This is a genomic window from Coprococcus sp. AF19-8AC, from assembly GCF_003603115.1.
Classification (GTDB): Bacteria; Bacillota; Clostridia; order Lachnospirales; family Lachnospiraceae; genus Coprococcus; species Coprococcus aceti.
The window spans coordinates 133,125-150,928 of the sequence record NZ_QTMI01000004.1 but is presented as its reverse complement, the minus strand read 5'-3'; the positions used below and the strand labels follow the sequence as shown (position 1 = coordinate 150,928).

At 46.6% G+C, this 17,804-nt stretch carries 15 protein-coding genes, 1 pseudogene and 1 riboswitch; of the genes and pseudogenes, 15 read left to right on the top strand and 1 reads right to left on the bottom strand.

The features are described from left to right. Window positions 1–82: 82 nt before the first annotated feature. The 14 genes from DWX57_RS11115 (at window position 83) to DWX57_RS11050 (ending at window position 15,136) form a co-directional block, all read left to right on the top strand. Window positions 83–1,297, top strand: a complete 1,215-nt coding sequence (locus DWX57_RS11115; RefSeq protein WP_243106226.1) for a hypothetical protein — start codon at window positions 83–85, stop codon at window positions 1,295–1,297. A 27-nt stretch (window positions 1,298–1,324) separates the two neighbouring features. Then, window positions 1,325–1,903, top strand: coding sequence for a hypothetical protein (locus tag DWX57_RS11110; protein ID WP_120124244.1), 579 nt, complete (start codon window positions 1,325–1,327; stop codon window positions 1,901–1,903). A gap of 12 nt (window positions 1,904–1,915) precedes the next feature. Then, window positions 1,916–3,565: a vWA domain-containing protein gene (locus DWX57_RS11105; RefSeq protein WP_120124242.1), complete on the top strand. Its 1,650-nt coding sequence runs from the start codon at window positions 1,916–1,918 to the stop codon at window positions 3,563–3,565. 94 nt (window positions 3,566–3,659) lie between these two features. Beyond that, a riboswitch (FMN riboswitch) is annotated at window positions 3,660–3,787 on the top strand. Between the two features lie 186 nt (window positions 3,788–3,973). Continuing rightward, on the top strand, window positions 3,974–5,122 hold the full coding sequence (ribD, locus tag DWX57_RS11100; RefSeq protein ID WP_117549271.1) for a bifunctional diaminohydroxyphosphoribosylaminopyrimidine deaminase/5-amino-6-(5-phosphoribosylamino)uracil reductase RibD: 1,149 nt from the start codon (window positions 3,974–3,976) through the stop codon (window positions 5,120–5,122). Window positions 5,123–5,146: 24 nt separating this feature from the next. Next, a complete protein-coding gene (locus tag DWX57_RS11095) occupies window positions 5,147–5,830 on the top strand; it encodes a riboflavin synthase (protein ID WP_015533911.1) in 684 nt (227 codons plus the stop codon). Window positions 5,831–5,855: 25 nt separating this feature from the next. Then, window positions 5,856–7,061 carry a bifunctional 3,4-dihydroxy-2-butanone-4-phosphate synthase/GTP cyclohydrolase II gene (locus DWX57_RS11090; protein ID WP_120124239.1) on the top strand — a complete coding sequence of 402 codons (1,206 nt, stop codon included), beginning with the start codon at window positions 5,856–5,858 and terminating at the stop codon, window positions 7,059–7,061. 56 nt (window positions 7,062–7,117) lie between these two features. Beyond that, window positions 7,118–7,579, top strand: coding sequence for a 6,7-dimethyl-8-ribityllumazine synthase (ribH, locus tag DWX57_RS11085; RefSeq protein ID WP_015533909.1), 462 nt, complete (start codon window positions 7,118–7,120; stop codon window positions 7,577–7,579). Between the two features lie 134 nt (window positions 7,580–7,713). Next, a complete protein-coding gene (locus tag DWX57_RS11080) occupies window positions 7,714–8,532 on the top strand; it encodes a Cof-type HAD-IIB family hydrolase (protein ID WP_120124236.1) in 819 nt (272 codons plus the stop codon). A gap of 45 nt (window positions 8,533–8,577) precedes the next feature. Next, window positions 8,578–9,399, top strand: a complete 822-nt coding sequence (locus DWX57_RS11075; protein ID WP_120000004.1) for a DUF1189 domain-containing protein — start codon at window positions 8,578–8,580, stop codon at window positions 9,397–9,399. A 37-nt stretch (window positions 9,400–9,436) separates the two neighbouring features. After that, window positions 9,437–9,970 (top strand): CYTH domain-containing protein, encoded by a 534-nt coding sequence (locus DWX57_RS11070; RefSeq protein ID WP_055223316.1) that lies wholly within the window; start codon window positions 9,437–9,439, stop codon window positions 9,968–9,970. Beyond that, the gene (locus DWX57_RS11065; protein ID WP_120124234.1) at window positions 9,967–10,512 is read left to right on the top strand and encodes a DJ-1 family glyoxalase III; all 546 of its coding nucleotides are present in this window, start codon (window positions 9,967–9,969) and stop codon (window positions 10,510–10,512) included. The genes DWX57_RS11070 and DWX57_RS11065 overlap by 4 nt, the downstream gene beginning before the upstream one ends. Continuing rightward, a complete protein-coding gene (locus tag DWX57_RS11060) occupies window positions 10,512–12,980 on the top strand; it encodes an ATP-dependent DNA helicase (protein ID WP_118758290.1) in 2,469 nt (822 codons plus the stop codon). Before DWX57_RS11065 ends, DWX57_RS11060 begins: the two co-directional genes overlap by 1 nt. A 105-nt stretch (window positions 12,981–13,085) precedes the next feature. Then, entirely contained in the window at window positions 13,086–14,453 is a 1,368-nt protein-coding gene (locus DWX57_RS11055; RefSeq protein WP_022215917.1) for a UDP-N-acetylmuramoyl-tripeptide--D-alanyl-D-alanine ligase, read from the top strand. Window positions 14,454–14,683: 230 nt separating this feature from the next. Further along, the gene (locus DWX57_RS11050) at window positions 14,684–15,136 is read left to right on the top strand and encodes a DUF6465 family protein (protein WP_120124232.1); all 453 of its coding nucleotides are present in this window, start codon (window positions 14,684–14,686) and stop codon (window positions 15,134–15,136) included. Between the two features lie 308 nt (window positions 15,137–15,444). Here DWX57_RS11050 and DWX57_RS11045 read toward each other — a convergent pair. Next, window positions 15,445–16,701: pseudogene (locus DWX57_RS11045) on the bottom strand (ammonium transporter); the annotation flags it as partial. A 311-nt stretch (window positions 16,702–17,012) separates the two neighbouring features. Here DWX57_RS11045 and DWX57_RS11040 point away from each other — a divergent pair. Continuing rightward, window positions 17,013–17,771, top strand: a complete 759-nt coding sequence (locus DWX57_RS11040; protein WP_165852797.1) for a helix-turn-helix transcriptional regulator — start codon at window positions 17,013–17,015, stop codon at window positions 17,769–17,771. Window positions 17,772–17,804 lie beyond the last annotated feature (33 nt).

Sequence of the window (17,804 nt, the reverse complement as noted above, 5' to 3'; positions counted from 1 at the left end):
TAAAAATGATGATGGGCATATCAGATATGTATGTCGGTTTGCATATTGGATTAAGAACTTATATAGAATGAGGTGTGGGATATTGCACAGGGCGTATGTTCTAAGAAAAGAAAATAATAAATATATGCTGGATGTTATCAGTTCGTATGAAGCACTGTACAGTTCTGTATTTGGGGTGCAGGCGGATACGCTGTCCTATTCACAGGATGGTATGTGCAGGCGGATGTTCGATGAACTCATAGACAAACTGAATTATAGGGAGAAGATAGTGATAGATAAGCTCTATGGCTACAGACATGACAGATGCAGTGTGCCGGAACTTGCCTGTGAGCTGGAGACCGATGAGGAAGGTGTGAACAGTCTGAAGAACAGTGCGCTGGACAGATTGAGGGATCCGGATAATTACAAATATCTGGAGAAACGGTGGTATTCAGGAACGGATATAACCAACACTGAGTACGAGCTTGATTTCAGGAGAAAGCTCAGAGCGGAGCTTCAGAGATATCTGGCCGGTCAGAAGTCAGATATTGACATTTTAAGTGCGATAATGAGGAGAAATAAGATCTCTGTACAAAGGATATACAGGAATGTGCAGGCGGCAGCTACGGATCAGGGACGGTTTGAGACCTCTATATCAGGGAAGAAGAGCATAGATGATGCTGTAAATGCGCTGAAGGCGTTCAAGATAGCTGCACGTCCTGTTGAGAGCATCAGGAGGAAAAAGTCTGTAAGGGGAAATGTAGAGACCGTGCTCATAACAAATGATGGGATTGAGCAGGCGTATAAATACAGCGGACTCAGCGATGAGGATATAGCGGAGTGCGTGTGTCATGTACTGACGGACAGTGACGAGGGACATGGCTGTATACTTGACTTCAATATGTCAGATGGACTTATGGGACTCCTGTTGCTGAAGGGCTATCTGTATCTCGACAGTCTCATGGAGGACAGAGACAGGATATTGGCGGAGCTTCAGAGTGGAGGCTTTCAGACTCAGGCGGAGGAATTTGCAAAATTTGCGGACAAGGCGGAGATATACATAGCGGATAAGACGCACACGTCCATGACGTTTATTGTTGTGCCGGAGGCTGTTGCGCTTCGAATATATGAGGATAGGCCGGTGGATTACCATGAACTGCTGTCCTGCGCGGAGGAGACGGACAGGGAGTTTGCGGTCATGCTCATAAGAAATGAGAAGAAGGAATTTGCTGACTTTTCGGGACTTATGGTCACCGATGCTGCAAAACAAAGGCTCAGCGTATTGCAGAGAGACAATGAACATGCAGATGCGGTGTGATATATATTGACTTTAGGAGGAAAAACGATGGGATTGATAGCGGTCAATATCATAGGGTTGATAATGTTCATACTGGCAATAGTGATGTTTGTGCTGGCTGACAGTATGGTGGGAATAGCTATAGGTGTTGCGATCAGTGTAGTGTGGCTGACATTCACCATAACAGCAAATGTACATATACTCAAGGGAAGACGCTCGACGGAGAAGCTCAAGGACAGTGCTAGGGGACATTTGTTTGATGCACAGATAGAGAGACTCAACAGACAGTATGAGAGCATAATGTCCAGGGAGGAATACTTCCAGGAGAATGTGGAGGAGGGCAGTGGTGTCCGCAATCTGTACGAGGATATAAAGCAGCAGGCACAGAGCAACATGGACAGTGCCATAGGCTTTATACAGACATACGATTATTACACGAGACCCCAGCCGGTATACCTCGACAATCTGTGCAGACAGGGCGACGAGCTGGTGAGAAAGTTCAATATTCTGGTGGAGAAGATGGTTGATATTGACACCAACCTGAGCTCGCTGGATATGAAATATGTGGATGATGTCATAGAGTGCATGAATGGCATGGGGCAGGATGTCCACAGTCAGGGAATGTAAAAGGAGGAAGAAATGGATAAGAGGACAAAAGGATTAGTGGTAGTCGGAGTGCTGGTGATAATTGCGATGATCGCGGTCATTATCGGAATAGTCGGCAGGAAGGTTATCAACATAGCAGGCGGTGGAAATGGAGGATCATCAAGATCGGATATGACTCTTGATGAGTTATATGCAGATCTCGATGTAAATGAAGCGACCCCTGTAAAGGGTACGGTCACTCTGGACACTCCGGATCTGTATGCGGAGCTGCCTGAGATAGACAAATATCCACTGGCAGTTGAGGGTAATGGAGACATAGATATAGAGATATTTACATCAGGTGAGAAGGCGGGAAAGGACAACGACTCATGGCTTATAGATGTTGCAAATTCCTTCAACGGTTCTGGTGTGAAGACAGCGGACGGCAAGTCGGTATCGATGAGTGTGAGATCAGTGCCATCCGGTACAGCCGCTGACTATATCATTTCCGGCAAATATCTCCCGGATCTGTACACCCCGAGCAACACCCTGTTCGGAGAGTATGCGATATCGAACAGTGGCAGCCTTGAGCTTTACGCGGACAGGCTGGTTGGAAATACAGCGGGAATCCTTGTGAAGAAGGACAGCGGTTACACTACTGCTGCCGATGCCATAAAGGCCGTTCAGGATAACAAGATCACCATGGGATACACGAACCCACAGACAAGTGCCACAGGACTTAACCTCCTGCTCACGCTGCTTCAGGACGGAGAGGATAACTTTACAAAGTTTAACTCAAACATACCATACGTTGCATATACAACACAGCAGATGAGAGATAGTGCATCAAACGGAACACTCGATGCTATGCTGTCAGAGTATCAGGCATATATCAATGACAGCAATCTCGTGTCAATGTATGATTTCATTGCATTTGGCGTGAGACATGACAATCCTGTATACATATGTAACAAGTCGGGAAAGTCTGCATCAGAGCTTGAGGCCATACAGCTCGTTGTGGATTACTGCAAGAGTGATGATATGCAGACGATCGCGACAAAGAAGGGCTTCAATGCCAACGATGATTATACTGCGGCGGAAGAATTCTCCGGTGCACAGGTCACACAGGGACTCAAGACATACAAGAAGACAAAGGATAACGGCAAGGACATCATCGCGGTGTTTGTTGCGGACTGCAGCGGTTCCATGGACGGAGATCCTATGAACCAGCTCAAGAACAGTCTGACAAACGGTGCGCAGTATATCAATGACAACAATTATGTTGGGCTTGTCAGCTACTCAAGCTCAGTTACAGTGGAGGTTCCGATCGCCCAGTTTGACCTGAACCAGAGATCATATTTCCAAGGATCGGTCAACAATCTGATGGCTTCAGGCGGAACGGCTTCGTATGATGCCGTTGTGGTTGCGATGAAGATGATAACCGATGCAAAGGCAGAGCACCCGGATGCAAAGTGTATGCTGTTCCTTCTCAGCGATGGATATGCCAATGTGGGATATTCCATGGATGAGATAACAAGTGCGCTCAGACAGTCGAACATACCTGTATACACGATAGGTTACGGCGGAGATGCTGACACGGATGAGCTTGCAAAGCTCTCAGGAATAAATGAGGCGGCATCTATAAATGCGGACAGTGATGATATTATCTACAAGATAAAGAGCCTGTTCAATTCACAGCTTTAAAATTTATCGGTAAAATACATCATAAAAAACAGTTGCATTCCGTTGGCATATGGAATACAATATAGTCGTTTTTAAGAGACAACTGCATATGATGATAGATCTTCGGGGGTGAGTGCAATTCTCCACCGACGGTGTTAGGGAAACCTTAAGTCCGTGAGCCATGAGGCATGATCCGGTGTGATTCCGGGACCGACAGTATAGTCTGGATGAGAGAAGTATTATATATTCAGAACAGGGTATCTGATGGAAGTCCGTTTTGATGGATTTCGGTGATGGATACCTGAACAAGAGAAAACCCCGAAGTTATCTTCGGGGTTTTCTCTTGTGTTTCGAACAGATACTTCGGAGGCTTGAATGAGCAATATCCGATAGTCTGTCTGTAAAGGTATTAAGTAGGATGGTGGTCATATGGAAAAATATGATATAGATGATGAATTTGATCCGTCATATATGAGACGTGCCATAGAGCTTGCAAGGCGCGGCACTGGAGCAGTGAATCCAAATCCGCTTGTAGGTGCTGTCATAGTGAAGAATGGCAGGATCATAGGAGAGGGATATCATGTGAGATATGGAGAGCTCCACGCTGAGCGCGCAGCATTTGCCAGTCTTAAGGATCAGGCAGATGCCGAGGGCGCAGTCATGTATGTGACGCTTGAGCCGTGCTGCCATTTTGGCAAGCAGCCTCCATGTGTGGACGCGATCATAGAGCACAAGATCAGAAAGGTCTACTGTGGTTCCGATGATCCGAATGCTATGGTGGCAGGAAAAGGTTTTAAGAGACTGCGTGATGCCGGGATAGAGGTGTACACACACTGCCTCAAAGCCGAGTGCGATGCCATAAACGGCATTTTCTTTAAGTATATAGTAAATAAACAGCCGTATGTGACCATGAAATATGCCATGACCATGGACGGCAGGATCGCTACCCACACAGGGGCCAGCAAGTGGATAACCGGTGAGGCATCAAGGGCGTATGTCATGGAACTCAGAAACAGACATAAGGGTATTATGGCGGGCATAGGAACAGTGCTTGCGGATGATCCGATGCTGACATGCAGAATAGAGAAAAGCACGGACAGGGATACTGATAATGTCAGAAATCCGATCAGGATAGTTTGTGACAGCAAGCTCAGGATTCCGGAGGATTCACAGATCGTACAGACAGCCGGGGAGATAGAGACCATAGTTGCCACGACGGCAGCGGGAGCTTCAGACTCAGCAAAGTGTGAGAGACTCAAGGATAAAGGTGTAAGCATCATAGAGATCGAAGATGTGGATGGACAGGTGGATCTAAGGCAGCTCATGACGATCCTCGGCGGGAAAGGCATAGACGGAATACTGCTTGAGGGCGGCGGCGAGCTCAACTACAGCATGGTGTCTGAAGGTCTTGTGGATGAGGCATGTGTATTCATTGCCCCGAAGATATTTGGCGGCGAGGGCAAGTACAGTCCGGTATCCGGAACGGGTGTTGATGTGCCTGCGGATGCACATATGTTTGGACTTGACGAGGTCAGAAGATTTGATGAAGATGTGATGCTCAGATACAAAAAGGTTTAAGAACTTATAGAAAAGAGGTCATACATGTTCACAGGAATAGTAGAAGAGATAGGAACTATAAGAAAGATAGATAAAGGCGTAAGCTCCTGCAGCATCACGGTGCAGGCAGACAAGGTTCTCCATGGAAGCCAGGTTGGAGACAGTATAGCGGTAAACGGTGTGTGTCTTACTGCAACCGGCATATCGGGGAATATCTTTACTGCGGATGTCATGCCTGAGACTTTGAGACGAAGCGGACTTGGACAGCTTACCGGTGGCAGCAGGGTGAACCTTGAGCGTGCCATGGCGGCCGGAGGAAGATTTGGCGGACATATAGTGTCAGGACATATAGATGGAACCGGAACGATCAGAGAGCTCAAAAGGGAGGACAATGCAGTGTGGGTGACAATAGATTGTTCTCCGAAGATACTCAGATACATCATTGAGAAGGGCTCAATAGCCATAGACGGTATAAGCCTTACGGTTGCGTATGTCGATGATACATGCTTTAAGGTGTCGATCATTCCGCACACGGCGGGAGAGACGACGCTGCTGGATGGCAAGCCGGGCAAGGTGGTCAACCTTGAAAATGATGTGGTTGGAAAGTATGTTGAGAAACTGCTTATGCCATACAAAGGTGACGATACAGATGAAAAGCTTTCAAATGGAAATGCTTCAGATAGATCAGGACTTGATATGAAGTTTCTGGCAGAAAATGGATTTATGTAGACAGATATTTTAAGGAGGTAGAGTGATGAGTTTTGAATTCAACTCGATAGAGGAGATCGCTGCAGATCTTGCGGCGGGAAAGCCGGTTGTCATGCTCGACAACGAGGACAGAGAGAATGAGGGAGATGTAATCTGTGCAGCAGAATTTGCTACAACGGAGAATGTCAACTTCATGGCAAAGTGGGCGAGAGGTCTCATATGCATGCCTATGGGTGCGTCATATGCGGATAAGCTGAATCTCCCACAGATGTGTATAACCAATACAGATAACCACTGCACAGCATTTTCAGTATCAGTGGATCATGTGGATACAACCACAGGAATCTCAGCCGAGGAGAGAGGCTACACAGCCAGAAAATTTGTGGATGAGAATGCAAAGCCTGATGACTTCAGAAGACCGGGACATATGTTCCCACTTCAGGCAGTTGCAGGCGGAGTCATAGAGAGAAACGGCCACACAGAGGCTACAGTTGATCTTATGAAGGTTGCAGGACTTAAGCCTTGCGGACTGTGCTGTGAGATCATGAAGGATGACGGAACCATGGCGAGAAAGGATGACCTTGTGGAATTTGCAAAGGTTCATGACCTTAAGATATCGACCATAGAGAAGCTTGTGCAGTACAGAAAAGAGCATGAAGTATTCGTTGAGTGCGTAGCCAAGGCAAAGCTTCCAACAAAGTATGGTGAGTTTACGATCTGTGGATATATCAACAAGCTGAACGGTGAACATCACGTGGCACTCACAATGGGTGATATAGCTGACGGCAAGCCTGTTCTCTGCCGTGTGCACAGCGAGTGCCTCACAGGCGATTGCTTCGGCTCACAGAAGTGTGACTGCGGACAGCAGCTCGATGCGGCCATGAAGGCCATTGCCAAGGAAGGCAGAGGCGTGCTCCTGTACATGAGACAGGAGGGCAGAGGAATCGGCCTTATCAACAAGATCAGGGCATATGCGCTTCAGGATCAGGGGCTTGACACCGTTGAGGCAAACCTCAAGCTTGGTTTCCCTGATGATGCAAGGGATTACACCATAGGAACACAGATACTTGTGGATCTCGGAATCAGACAGATCAGACTCCTCACCAACAACCCACTCAAGGTATACGGCCTTGCAGGCTACAATCTTGAGATCGTGGAGAGAGTTCCTATAGAGATAGAGCCAACCAAGTTTGACGCATTTTATCTCAAGACAAAAAAAGAGAAAATGGGTCATATGTTACACGAAGTCTAATATTTCATAAGAAGGGGCTGGGTAAGCTCCGATATAGAATAAGGAGGATAAATCAGATGAATAAGGTAGAAGGAAAGTTAGTAGCAAATGGAGCAAAGATAGGTATAGTGGCAGCAAGATTTAATGAGTTCATAGTTTCAAAGCTCGTAAGCGGTGCAGAGGATGCACTTCTCCGTCATGATGTAAATGCTGACGACATCACAGTTGCATGGGTTCCGGGAGCATTTGAGATCCCTGTGATCGCAAAGAAGATGGCTGCAAGCGGCAAGTATGACGCTGTTATCTGTCTTGGTGCTGTTATTCGTGGTGCGACAAGCCACTATGATTATGTGTGCAACGAGGTTTCAAAGGGCGTTGCCTCAGTATCACTTGAGACAGGTGTACCTGTAATGTTCGGAGTTGTCACAACAGAGAATATCGAGCAGGCCATCGAGCGTGCAGGAACAAAGGCCGGCAACAAGGGTTATGACTGCGCTATGGGAGCTCTTGAGATGATCGACCTCATGAAGCAGTTGTAATGCAGACTGCAGAAAAAGTGATATAATGAAGCATGCGCAGGTTATCAAGTGAAAATATAATGCGTACAGAAGATACAGGCACGTGTAGTTATAATACATGTGCCTGTAAATATATGACAGGATGGATATAATATATGAAAAGCACAGACAGGAAGATATTGTTCTTTGATATAGACGGAACGCTTATAACCGAGGACGGAAGGAGATACTTCCCGGACAGCGCAAGGCGTGCGCTGGCGCAGGCGAGAGCCAACGGACATCTGGTGTTCATCAACACTGGCAGGGTTTACTGTAATGTCACTGATGAGATCAAGGATGCGGGTTTTGACGGCTTTGTGTGTGGCTGCGGAACATCCATTTACTATGACGGCAAAGAGCTGTTCCACAATGATGTCAGCAGGGATGTGTGCAGGGATATAGCTTATGCATGCCGCAGATATGACATGTTTGGAATGTATGAGCACAGAGACAAGGTGTACGTGGACGGTCAGAACATGGGAAATGAACTCCTTGCAGAGATGGTCAGATACTTCCGGGCAAATGGAATATTTGTTGGGGAGGATGTGGACTCAGATGACTTTGAATTTGACAAGTTCTGCTGCTGGTTCGCGGATGACAACAAAAATGTTCCTGAGTTCCGAGAGTATGTATCACAGAATTTTGACTATATCGACAGAGGTTCAAATTTCTGCGAGATAGTTCCCAAGGGGTTCAGCAAGGCGACGGGTATACAGTATCTTCTGGATTATTTTGATATTCCGCTTGAAAATGCATATGCATTTGGTGATGGCAACAATGACGCACCTATGTTATTATATTGTCCGAACAGCATAATCATGGAGAAGGGGCCGGAGGAGCTCAAAAGACAGGTTATGATGGTCACAGACGATGCGGAGAATGATGGAATATATAAGGCTATGGTGAAGCTTGGGATTATAGAGCCGATGGAATAGCTGGTTCATTTTGCCGGTCAATAATTATTAGAGTTGGAGATTTATATGGAAGAACAGGAAGAGAACAAGAAGGTGACGCTGCTCGATCAGTTGTCGATAGCGGTCAGCAGTCCGAAGAATTACAAACAACTGGTCAAGCTGAAGACGGGACGCCTTGTGTGGTTTGTGGTGATCATATCCTTTTTGCTGGCATTTATAGAGTTTGGAATAGACGCCATATTCTGGGTCGGCAAGGTCGGAGGTCTGAGAAATCTCATAACAAATAAGATCCCGGCATTCACATATCATGACAATAAGCTCGACATGGAACACGATATGCAGCTTGAGATAGGAAATGCTACTCTGTACATCAACACGGAGAATGCGTCAGTGGACCTTGACTCCATGGAAACGGATGGAGTGTACATCGCCATAGGAAGTGAGAATATAGTCATGGGAATGGTCTCAGATGGCAAGGGCTATGAGTACATGGTGACACCGCTCAAATACATGTTCCTGCCGGATGGCTTCAACAATAGCAAGCTGGCGGCACTGACACCGGTATTTTATATGTACATGGTGATTATGTTCATTTCGGTGATGGCGGCATCGGCGGGCAGACAGCTTCTCCTTGCGCTGATATTCAGTATAGCGGGCAATGGACTTGCAAGAAATCTCAACACGGGACTGTCCTACGGCAAGGTATTTACGATATGTGTCTATGCACAGACTCTGTCGGTGTTCATAATATCGGTCAACACTGCTCTTGGATATCTGTTATCATCGTTTGTTGTATGGATCATTGCACTTGTCGTGTCCATGATATTTATGAACAAAGCTATAGGAAGCTATGTGAGTGGAGATATACCGCCGGGAGATGTGTTCTGATAAGGCGGTCATTTGGTTTGAATAGGTGGAGGCATATATGGAGATAGAGAGAAAATACCTTGTACATGAGATACCTGTCGATCTGACGAAATATCAGGTGAAGCACATGGAACAGATGTATGTGTCCGTGAAGCCGGTCATAAGGATCAGGAGAACGGACGACAGACGTGTGCTCACGGTCAAATCCAAGGGACTGCTCAGCAGGCAGGAATTCGAGATGGATCTGGACGAGGATGAATACAGGAATCTCAGATGTAAGGCAGACGGCAATATAATAGAGAAGGACCGGTATATAATACCGCTTTCCGATACGGACGGAACCTGTGGTGACAGTGAAGTGGACAGGGAACTGAAGATCGAGCTGGACGTGTTCGACGGGATATTTGGCGGACTCACCTATGCTGAGGTTGAATTCCCGGAGGAGAAATTTGCAAATACATTTGTGCCGCCGACTTGGTTTGGCAGGGATGTGACTGAGGACGGTATCTATCAGAACAGCGCCCTGAGCGGTATGGACAGACGTGATATAGACAGTTTTGTAAAGAGTGCGAATAAGGAGGAAAAGCGATGAAGGCAAGAGTTTTATTTGCAACAGGTTATGAAGAGGTAGAGGCTCTCACGGTGGTGGATCTCTTGAAGAGAGCCGGAGTTGAGTGCCTGATGGTGTCGGCTGACGATCAGGATACAGTGACAGGAGCGCGCGGCATGGAGGTCACGATGGATGAGAAGTTATCAGAGATCGATGACCAGTGCGATCTTGTAGTTCTTCCTGGAGGTATTCCGGGGGTTCCGAACCTCAAGGCAAATTCAAAGGTTCAGGCCATGGTCAAGGCACAGAATGACAGAGGCGGCTATGTGGCTGCTATCTGTGCGGGACCTACAGCACTTGGCGCATTTGGCGTGCTTGCGGACAAGAATGCAACATGTTATCCGGGATGTGAGGATCAGCTCATGGCGAAGCGCCACAGCACGGAGCCGGTAGTGGTGGACGGAAATGTGATCACTAGCAGAGGAGTGGGAACAGCCATAGAATTTGCACTTAAGCTGGTTGAGATACTCATAGACAGACAGACTGCGGACGATCTCGCAGAGAAGATAGTATATAAGAGATAATGAATATAAAAATATCAGTTAGGAGCCTGGTGGAATTCATCTTCCGCAGTGGCGATATAAGTGATAGCAGTAGTGGGACTCTGTCCAGAGAAGCGATGAATGCGGGTAGCAGGATTCACAGGAAGCTTCAGAAAAGGGCAGGGTCTCATTATAATTCAGAGGTGCCGCTCCGGTATACAGAGGAGCTTGGCGGACATCTGATAACTGTGGAGGGCCGGGCTGATGGAATCATAGACAGATGCGGTGGCGAACAGGAAGAGCCGGGGGATATTGACGACGGCTTTGACATGGCAGAGGGGTATGCTGTGGACTTCCATGACAGCGATGTGCTTATAGATGAGATAAAGGGCATATACAGGAACCTCGATGACATGGAGAGCCCGCAGCGCGTCCACGTGGCCCAGGCGATGTGCTATGCGTATATATATTCAAAAGAGAATAATTATAGCTGGATAGATGTAAGGATAAGTTATGTAAACCTTGACAGCGAGAAGGAGAAGTTCTTCAGGCGGAGATATTCATTTGGCTATCTGGAGAAATGGTTCAGCTCAATGATGGCGGAGCTTTGCAAATGGATTGATCTGGTGGAGAAGCATCAGCTTATGAGGAATCAGTCCATCTCGGACATGGAGTTCCCATTTGAGTACAGGAAGGGCCAGAAGGAGATGGCTCTGTATGTGTACAGGGCTATTGAGCAGGAAAAACATCTGTATGTCCAGGCACCAACTGGAATCGGAAAGACCATGGCGGCGGTGTACCCGTCCATAAAATCCATGGTTCAGGGACATGTGTCGAAAATATTCTATCTGACAGCCAAGACCATAGCCCACACTGTGTCGAGAAATGCGGTGGAGCTGCTGGAGGACAGAGGGCTAAAGCTCAAGACTGTTATACTCACGGCAAAAGAGAAGATATGTTGTCAGGAACAGGTGGATTGCAATCCTGCGGTATGTCCGTATGCCGAGGGGCATTTTGACAGGGTAAATGATGCGCTGTACGACGTGGTATTACATGAGACGGTGGTTGACAGAGATGTGGTAATACGGTACGCACAGGCTCACAGGGTGTGTCCGTTTGAGTTGAGCCTTGACGTGAGTCTGTTTGCTGACATGGTGATATGTGACTATAACTATGTCTTTGATCCGAGAGCGAGCCTCAAGAGGTTCTTTGCGGCAGAGGGCGGTAAGCCGGGAGATTATGTATTCCTTGTGGATGAGGCGCACAATCTTGTGGACAGGGCTTCGTCCATGTACAGTGCGGAGATCGTGAAGGAGGACTTTCTGGAGCTCAAGAAGCTCACAGCCCAGTATGGCGGCCGTATGGCAAGACATATAGGAAGCTGCAACAGAGAGCTGCTTACGATGAAGAAGGAGGTTCCTGAGGAGGGATACAGGGTGCTCTCGAGCATAGCACCTCTTCACCTGAAATTGCTCAGCCTCCATGAAGCAATACAGCTCTTTCTGGAGGAGCACAGGCAGATCCCGGAGAGAAAGGAAGTCCTGAACTTTTATTTTAATCTCACCTCATTTCTGAACATTGCGGAGATGATGGATGAGAATTATGTCGTGTATGACGAGATAAGGGATGACGGAAGATTTGTGGTGAGACTGTACTGCGTCAAGCCTGCAGTTAACATAAGAAACTGCTTGGACAAAGGGCTTGCCACGGTGTTTTTCTCGGCTACGATACTTCCTGTCAGATATTATATGGAGATGCTGTCGGACTGCCCGGAGGACAGGGCAATATACATCCCGTCTCCATTTTCTGCGGAGAACAGGAAGATAATGATAGCAAATGATGTCACGACCAGATACACGAACCGTAATGAGGCGATGTACAGGAACATTTACAGCTATATAGAGCGCGTGATAAGTGCGAGACCGGGCAACTATATGGTGTTCTTTCCATCGTATGCCATGCTGGAGAAGGTGCATGTGCTCACTGAAGAGCTTCCAGAGTCTCTTGGGGTGGAAGTTATAGCCCAGGAACAATACATGACGGAGAGCGATAGAGAGAGCTTTCTGAGGGCATTTGAGGAGAAGGACAATGTGCTGGCACTGTGTATCATGGGCGGAATATTCTCCGAGGGAATCGATCTGACTGGTGACAGGCTGATAGGAGCGATAATAGTCGGACCCGGTCTTCCCCAGGTGTGCACGGAGAGAAAGCTGATGATGGATTACTTCGACAGCAGAACCGCGGCGGACGAAAAAGAGGCTGCATCCGACAGGAATGGATTCAGATATGCGTACCAGTACCCGGGAATAAACAAGGTATTTCAGGCTGCCGGAAGAGTCATAAGGACGGAGACGGATCAGGGGATAATACTTCTGATAGACGAGAGATTTGCCACCAGGCGTTACACGGAGCTGTTTCCTGTGGAATGGAATGACAGCGTGATATGCAACATGCAAAATGTGGACGGGATCCTTGAACAGTTCTGGGATTATAAAAGTAAAGAGATTTAAATATACAAAAGCATAATACAGTGCTATAATGGACACCTGATGAAGCCGGAGCGGCGGTAAAGCCCGGTTGTATATATTTTATCAATATGAAAAAAGGGGATAGTGATGGTAGATATAACAGTAAAAAATATTCTGGAAGCTACAGGAGGCGTACTCCTCTGCGGAGATGAGAACACTGTTCTCACTGACATCTGTATAAACTCTAAGGAGGCCAAGGAGGGCGATCTGTTCGTGCCGATCATAGGAACAAGAACCGACGGACACAGATTTATAGAATCAGCACTTCAGACTGCAGCAGCCACACTCACATCGGAGCATGACAATGTTGTGGTGTCGGACAAGGCGTATATCAGGGTGGATGATACTGTTAAGGCATTGCAGGCCATTGGAAAGTATATAAGGAACAGATACGATATGCCTGTTGTGGCGGTTACAGGAAGCGTGGGCAAGACCACGACAAGAGAGATGATCACAGCGGCTGTCAGTGCTGGAATGAAGTGCTTCCACACAGAGGGCAATTATAATTCGGTGTACGGCGAGCCTATCACGGTGTCAAGGATGACAGACGAGTACGATGCAGCTGTTCTTGAGCTTGGAATCGGCGAGCCGGGTGAGATGGACATCCTCACTGATATAGCTCAGCCGGATATATGCGTTATAACGACCATAGGCGTTGCACATATAGAATATATGGGTTCACTGGAGAACACCCGCAAGGAGAAGCTCAGCATTATCAAGGGCATGGGCGAGAATGGAACACTGTATATCAACGGTGATGATCCTATGCTGTATGCGGTCAAGGATGAGATACCATGTAAGGTATACACATATGGTTGCGGCGAGGGCATGGACTTCAGAGCGACTAACATCCGCATGGAGGATGGATATTCTGTATACGATATGGTACATGGGGATGACGTTGTAACTGTCAAGGTAGGAGTGATGGGACTGCACAACGTGCGCAATTCATTGGTGGCCATGGCTGTGTCGCATCAGCTTGGAGTTCCATATGAGAAGTCGTCGAAGGCATTTGAGAATTTCAGAGGTCTCAGACAGAAGGTCATCAAGCTTCCTGGCAAATACACGATCATAGACGATACATACAATGCAAGCCCTGATTCCATGAAGGCCAGCACCGATGTCCTCTGTGACATGAAGTGCGAGGGCAAGAAGTATATCGTGCTCGGCGATATGCTTGAGCTCGGAGAGAAGAGCGATGAGTACCACTATGAAGTCGGAGAGTATCTCAGAGATAAGAAGATAGATGAGGTCATAGTCATCGGAGAGCATGCCCAGAAGATCAAGGAAGCTCTGGATGCCTGTGATACGAAGTATGCCAAGACTGTGTCATTCACTGACACGGAGGAGATCGCGATATACCTTATGGCGCTCATGAAGCCTGAGGATATAGTGCTTTTGAAGGGATCAAACGGAATGAAATTGAGTGAAGTGGTTAATATTCTCACGAATTAGTGTGTGTATTTGTACAAAATGACAAAAGCGGTCACGGATTTACAACGATCTGTGACCGCCTTTTTGTGTAAAGTGTTGCCATTTATTGTAAATCAATTCCCAAAACGATACAAAAGGGAGAAAAGAATTTGGTTATATTGAAAAAATATAAAAAATGGAGTAATATCAACCTAGCTTGAAAATAAATACATAAGATTACATAGATACTTTTTATTTGGGAGGAAAGAATCATGGCTACAGCAAAGAAGGCAGATGAGACAAAGAAGGTAACAAAGGCAACACCTGCAGCAGCACTTGCTAAGGTTGAGGCAGTTAAGAAAGAGGAAGCTGCAAAGAAGACAGCAGCTACAGAGACAAAGGCAGCACCTGCAAAGAAGGTAGCTCCAGTTAAGGAAGAGCCAAAGGCAGCACCTGCAAAGAAAACAGCACCAGCTAAGAAGGAAGAGACAAAGGCAGCAGCACCTGCAAAGAAGGCTCCAGCAAAGAAGGCAGCTCCAGCTAAGACAACAGAGAATGTATTTGTTGAGTTCGCTGGCGGTCAGATCGAGATGGCAACAATCGTTGCTAAGGTGAAGGAAGTTATTGGCAATAAGACAGTTAAGGAATTGAACGTATACTACCAGCCAGAAACAGGCATGGTATATTATACAGCTGATGGAGAATCAGGTTCTTACAGTCTTTAATCTATAGATGTTTGTTTTGAGACGGATCCCAGTCGTAACGACTGGGATCTTTTTTATGCAATATTGTGTTGTATATAATGGGCTTTCTGTGATAATATGTCATAGGTTAGCGATAACTAACTAATGCTTTTACAAGGGGTAAGAGATGACAATACACGAGTATGGAGACAGGAAGAATCCGCATATATTGCTTATACATGGAATGTGGATGTGAATATATTAAAAAGCCTGTGATATGAACTTTGATTCATACCACAGGCTTTTTGCTTGCAGATAATACTATATATTATGAATTACTTTGTTGTCAGGAAATCTGCGTATGCTGTAGGAAGACCATGCTCTGTAGGATCAAGTCCCTTGATCTCTTCCTCCTCAGATACTCTAAGTCCCATAGTCTTCTTGATGATCAGGAATACGATGGTGATCGTAACTGCTGTCCATGCTGCAACTGCTGCAAATCCAAGTAACTGGATGAGAAGTGGATGAATGCCACCGCCGTAGAACAGACCGTTTAATGTATCATTTCCAGGAACAGTTGTTGTGGAGAAGAGACCTACAGCGATTGTTCCCCAGATACCATTTACACCATGTACGGCTACGGCACCGACAGGATCGTCAACATGTAATGCGTGGTCACAGAGCCATACTCCGAATACTACGAGAAGTCCGGCAACGATACCGATGATAGCTGCGCCGAAAGCATCGACTGTATCACAAGGAGCTGTGATGGCAACAAGACCAGCGAGTGAAGCGTTGAGACACATTGACACATCAGGCTTGCCATATTTGAGCCATGTAAATATCATACATGAAACTGTTGCAAGTGCAGGTGCGATAGTAGTAGTGAGGAAGATAGAACCTAACTGATCAACAGATGTTGCGGCTGCACCATTGAATCCGTACCAGCCGAACCACAGGATGAATACACCGAGTGCGCCGAGTGGAAGGTTATGACCAGGGAAGGTGTGAACCTTTACTACTTTGCCATTCTCATCCTTATTGAACTTTCCGATACGAGGTCCAAGTAATGCGGCACCAATCAGTGCTGAGATTCCACCTACCATATGGATGGCACATGAACCGGCAAAATCATGGAAGCCAAGTTTTACAAGCCAGCCACCTGGATTCCAGATCCAGTGAGCCTCAATAGGATATATCAGCAGTGAGATGATAGCTGAGTATACACAATATGCAGAGAACTTTGTTCTCTCTGCCATAGCTCCTGACACGATGGTTGCTGCTGTTGCACAGAACACAAGGTTGAATACGAAGCTTGACCAGTCATAGTTTTCAAAGTGAAGGAACAAATCCCATGATGGTTTTCCGATGAAACCTCCGAGTGCCCAGTCACTGCTGCCGAGCAGAAGTGATGAACCGAGGATCATGAATGAGACTGTACCGAGACAGAAATCCATGAGATTCTTCATTATAATGTTTCCGGCATTCTTGGCTCTTGTGAAACCGGCCTCAACCATTGCAAATCCGGCCTGCATCCAGAATACCAGTGCGGCTCCGACAAGGAACCATACTCCAAATACAATTGTGCTTACGTCTTCCATAATCATTCCTCCTTTTAATACATTGTAGTTGTGGAAGTGATCAGATAATAAAAAAAGATGCGTCCCGCCAGGTATGCTCCTGACAAAACACATCTTTGTGCACATTATATCTGATCGTACGTCACTGAGATATGACTGATAATAAGTATCTCAGTGCCACACCTCAATTACTAACTTGGGTTGAGTATAGTATTGAGATATGGTAAAATATTGAAAAAATCGGACATGGAACGATAAACCTTATTATATTTTGCACGGGCTTAATATAATAAAGCAAAGATACGGTAAAGATAAATAAAGTTATGCGGAGATGGCGTATGGATAGTCAGATTTTATTGAATGTTAATTTTTGCAGTGAAGTACATACTAATTTGATAGAAAAGAATGAGAAGTCTGTGTATGTGAGAGCTGGTTACAGCTTGGGTGGGCTGAGAATAGTGCCACAGGAGAATGCTGGGATATGTGTGATATGTACGGATGGACACATCAAAAGTGTGTATCCGGGTGAACTGGAGGCGGCTGTTTGCATTGAGGAGAGCTGCAGCTTCATATCTGTGGAGCAGGATCTTGGATTTGGCAGGGAGACTCTGGATACCCAAGATATGCGTCTGCTTGAAAAACTGCTGACGGCTGATCATGCATTTACAGGAAATGGTGCAGAAGATCCGATAGAGAGTGCGACAGAGGAGATCACGGAGCATATAGAGAAATGCGGATCGTTGTGGCAGAGGAATGGCATGGCTGATTCGGACATCGTGAAACAGGCGGATGTCATATATGCGGCAAAAGGGAAGATAAGCATATCAGAGCTTGCTGAGCAGATGGGATGCACCGTTAGACATGTGCATAGGAGATTTGTGGAGGAGCTGGGGGTCAGCCCCAAGAGGTTTGCCCGCATCGTGAGGATCAGGGAGACTGTGAGAAAAATGCTGGAGCATCCGGGCGGACATGTCACGGATTATATGGATGACATGGGATATTCTGACCAGGCGCATTTCCAGAGAGAGTTTAAGTGGTATACAGGGATGACTCCGGGGAGTCTGTTGAAGATACTGGGAGACAGAGCTGAACGATAAAAAACAGGCAGTGGACAAATGCCACTGCCTGCC

Coding starts and splice junctions, on each gene's coding strand:
- DWX57_RS11095 (WP_015533911.1), top strand. CDS start 5,147: ATGTTCACAGGAATAGTAGAAGAGATAGGAACTATAAGAAAGATAGAT.
- DWX57_RS11090 (WP_120124239.1), top strand. CDS start 5,856: ATGAGTTTTGAATTCAACTCGATAGAGGAGATCGCTGCAGATCTTGCG.
- DWX57_RS11080 (WP_120124236.1), top strand. CDS start 7,714: ATGAAAAGCACAGACAGGAAGATATTGTTCTTTGATATAGACGGAACG.
- DWX57_RS11075 (WP_120000004.1), top strand. CDS start 8,578: ATGGAAGAACAGGAAGAGAACAAGAAGGTGACGCTGCTCGATCAGTTG.
- DWX57_RS11070 (WP_055223316.1), top strand. CDS start 9,437: ATGGAGATAGAGAGAAAATACCTTGTACATGAGATACCTGTCGATCTG.
- DWX57_RS11065 (WP_120124234.1), top strand. CDS start 9,967: ATGAAGGCAAGAGTTTTATTTGCAACAGGTTATGAAGAGGTAGAGGCT.
- ribD (WP_117549271.1), top strand. CDS start 3,974: ATGGAAAAATATGATATAGATGATGAATTTGATCCGTCATATATGAGA.
- DWX57_RS11040 (WP_165852797.1), top strand. CDS start 17,013: ATGGATAGTCAGATTTTATTGAATGTTAATTTTTGCAGTGAAGTACAT.
- DWX57_RS11105 (WP_120124242.1), top strand. CDS start 1,916: ATGGATAAGAGGACAAAAGGATTAGTGGTAGTCGGAGTGCTGGTGATA.
- ribH (WP_015533909.1), top strand. CDS start 7,118: ATGAATAAGGTAGAAGGAAAGTTAGTAGCAAATGGAGCAAAGATAGGT.
- DWX57_RS11055 (WP_022215917.1), top strand. CDS start 13,086: ATGGTAGATATAACAGTAAAAAATATTCTGGAAGCTACAGGAGGCGTA.
- DWX57_RS11050 (WP_120124232.1), top strand. CDS start 14,684: ATGGCTACAGCAAAGAAGGCAGATGAGACAAAGAAGGTAACAAAGGCA.
- DWX57_RS11060 (WP_118758290.1), top strand. CDS start 10,512: ATGAATATAAAAATATCAGTTAGGAGCCTGGTGGAATTCATCTTCCGC.
- DWX57_RS11110 (WP_120124244.1), top strand. CDS start 1,325: ATGGGATTGATAGCGGTCAATATCATAGGGTTGATAATGTTCATACTG.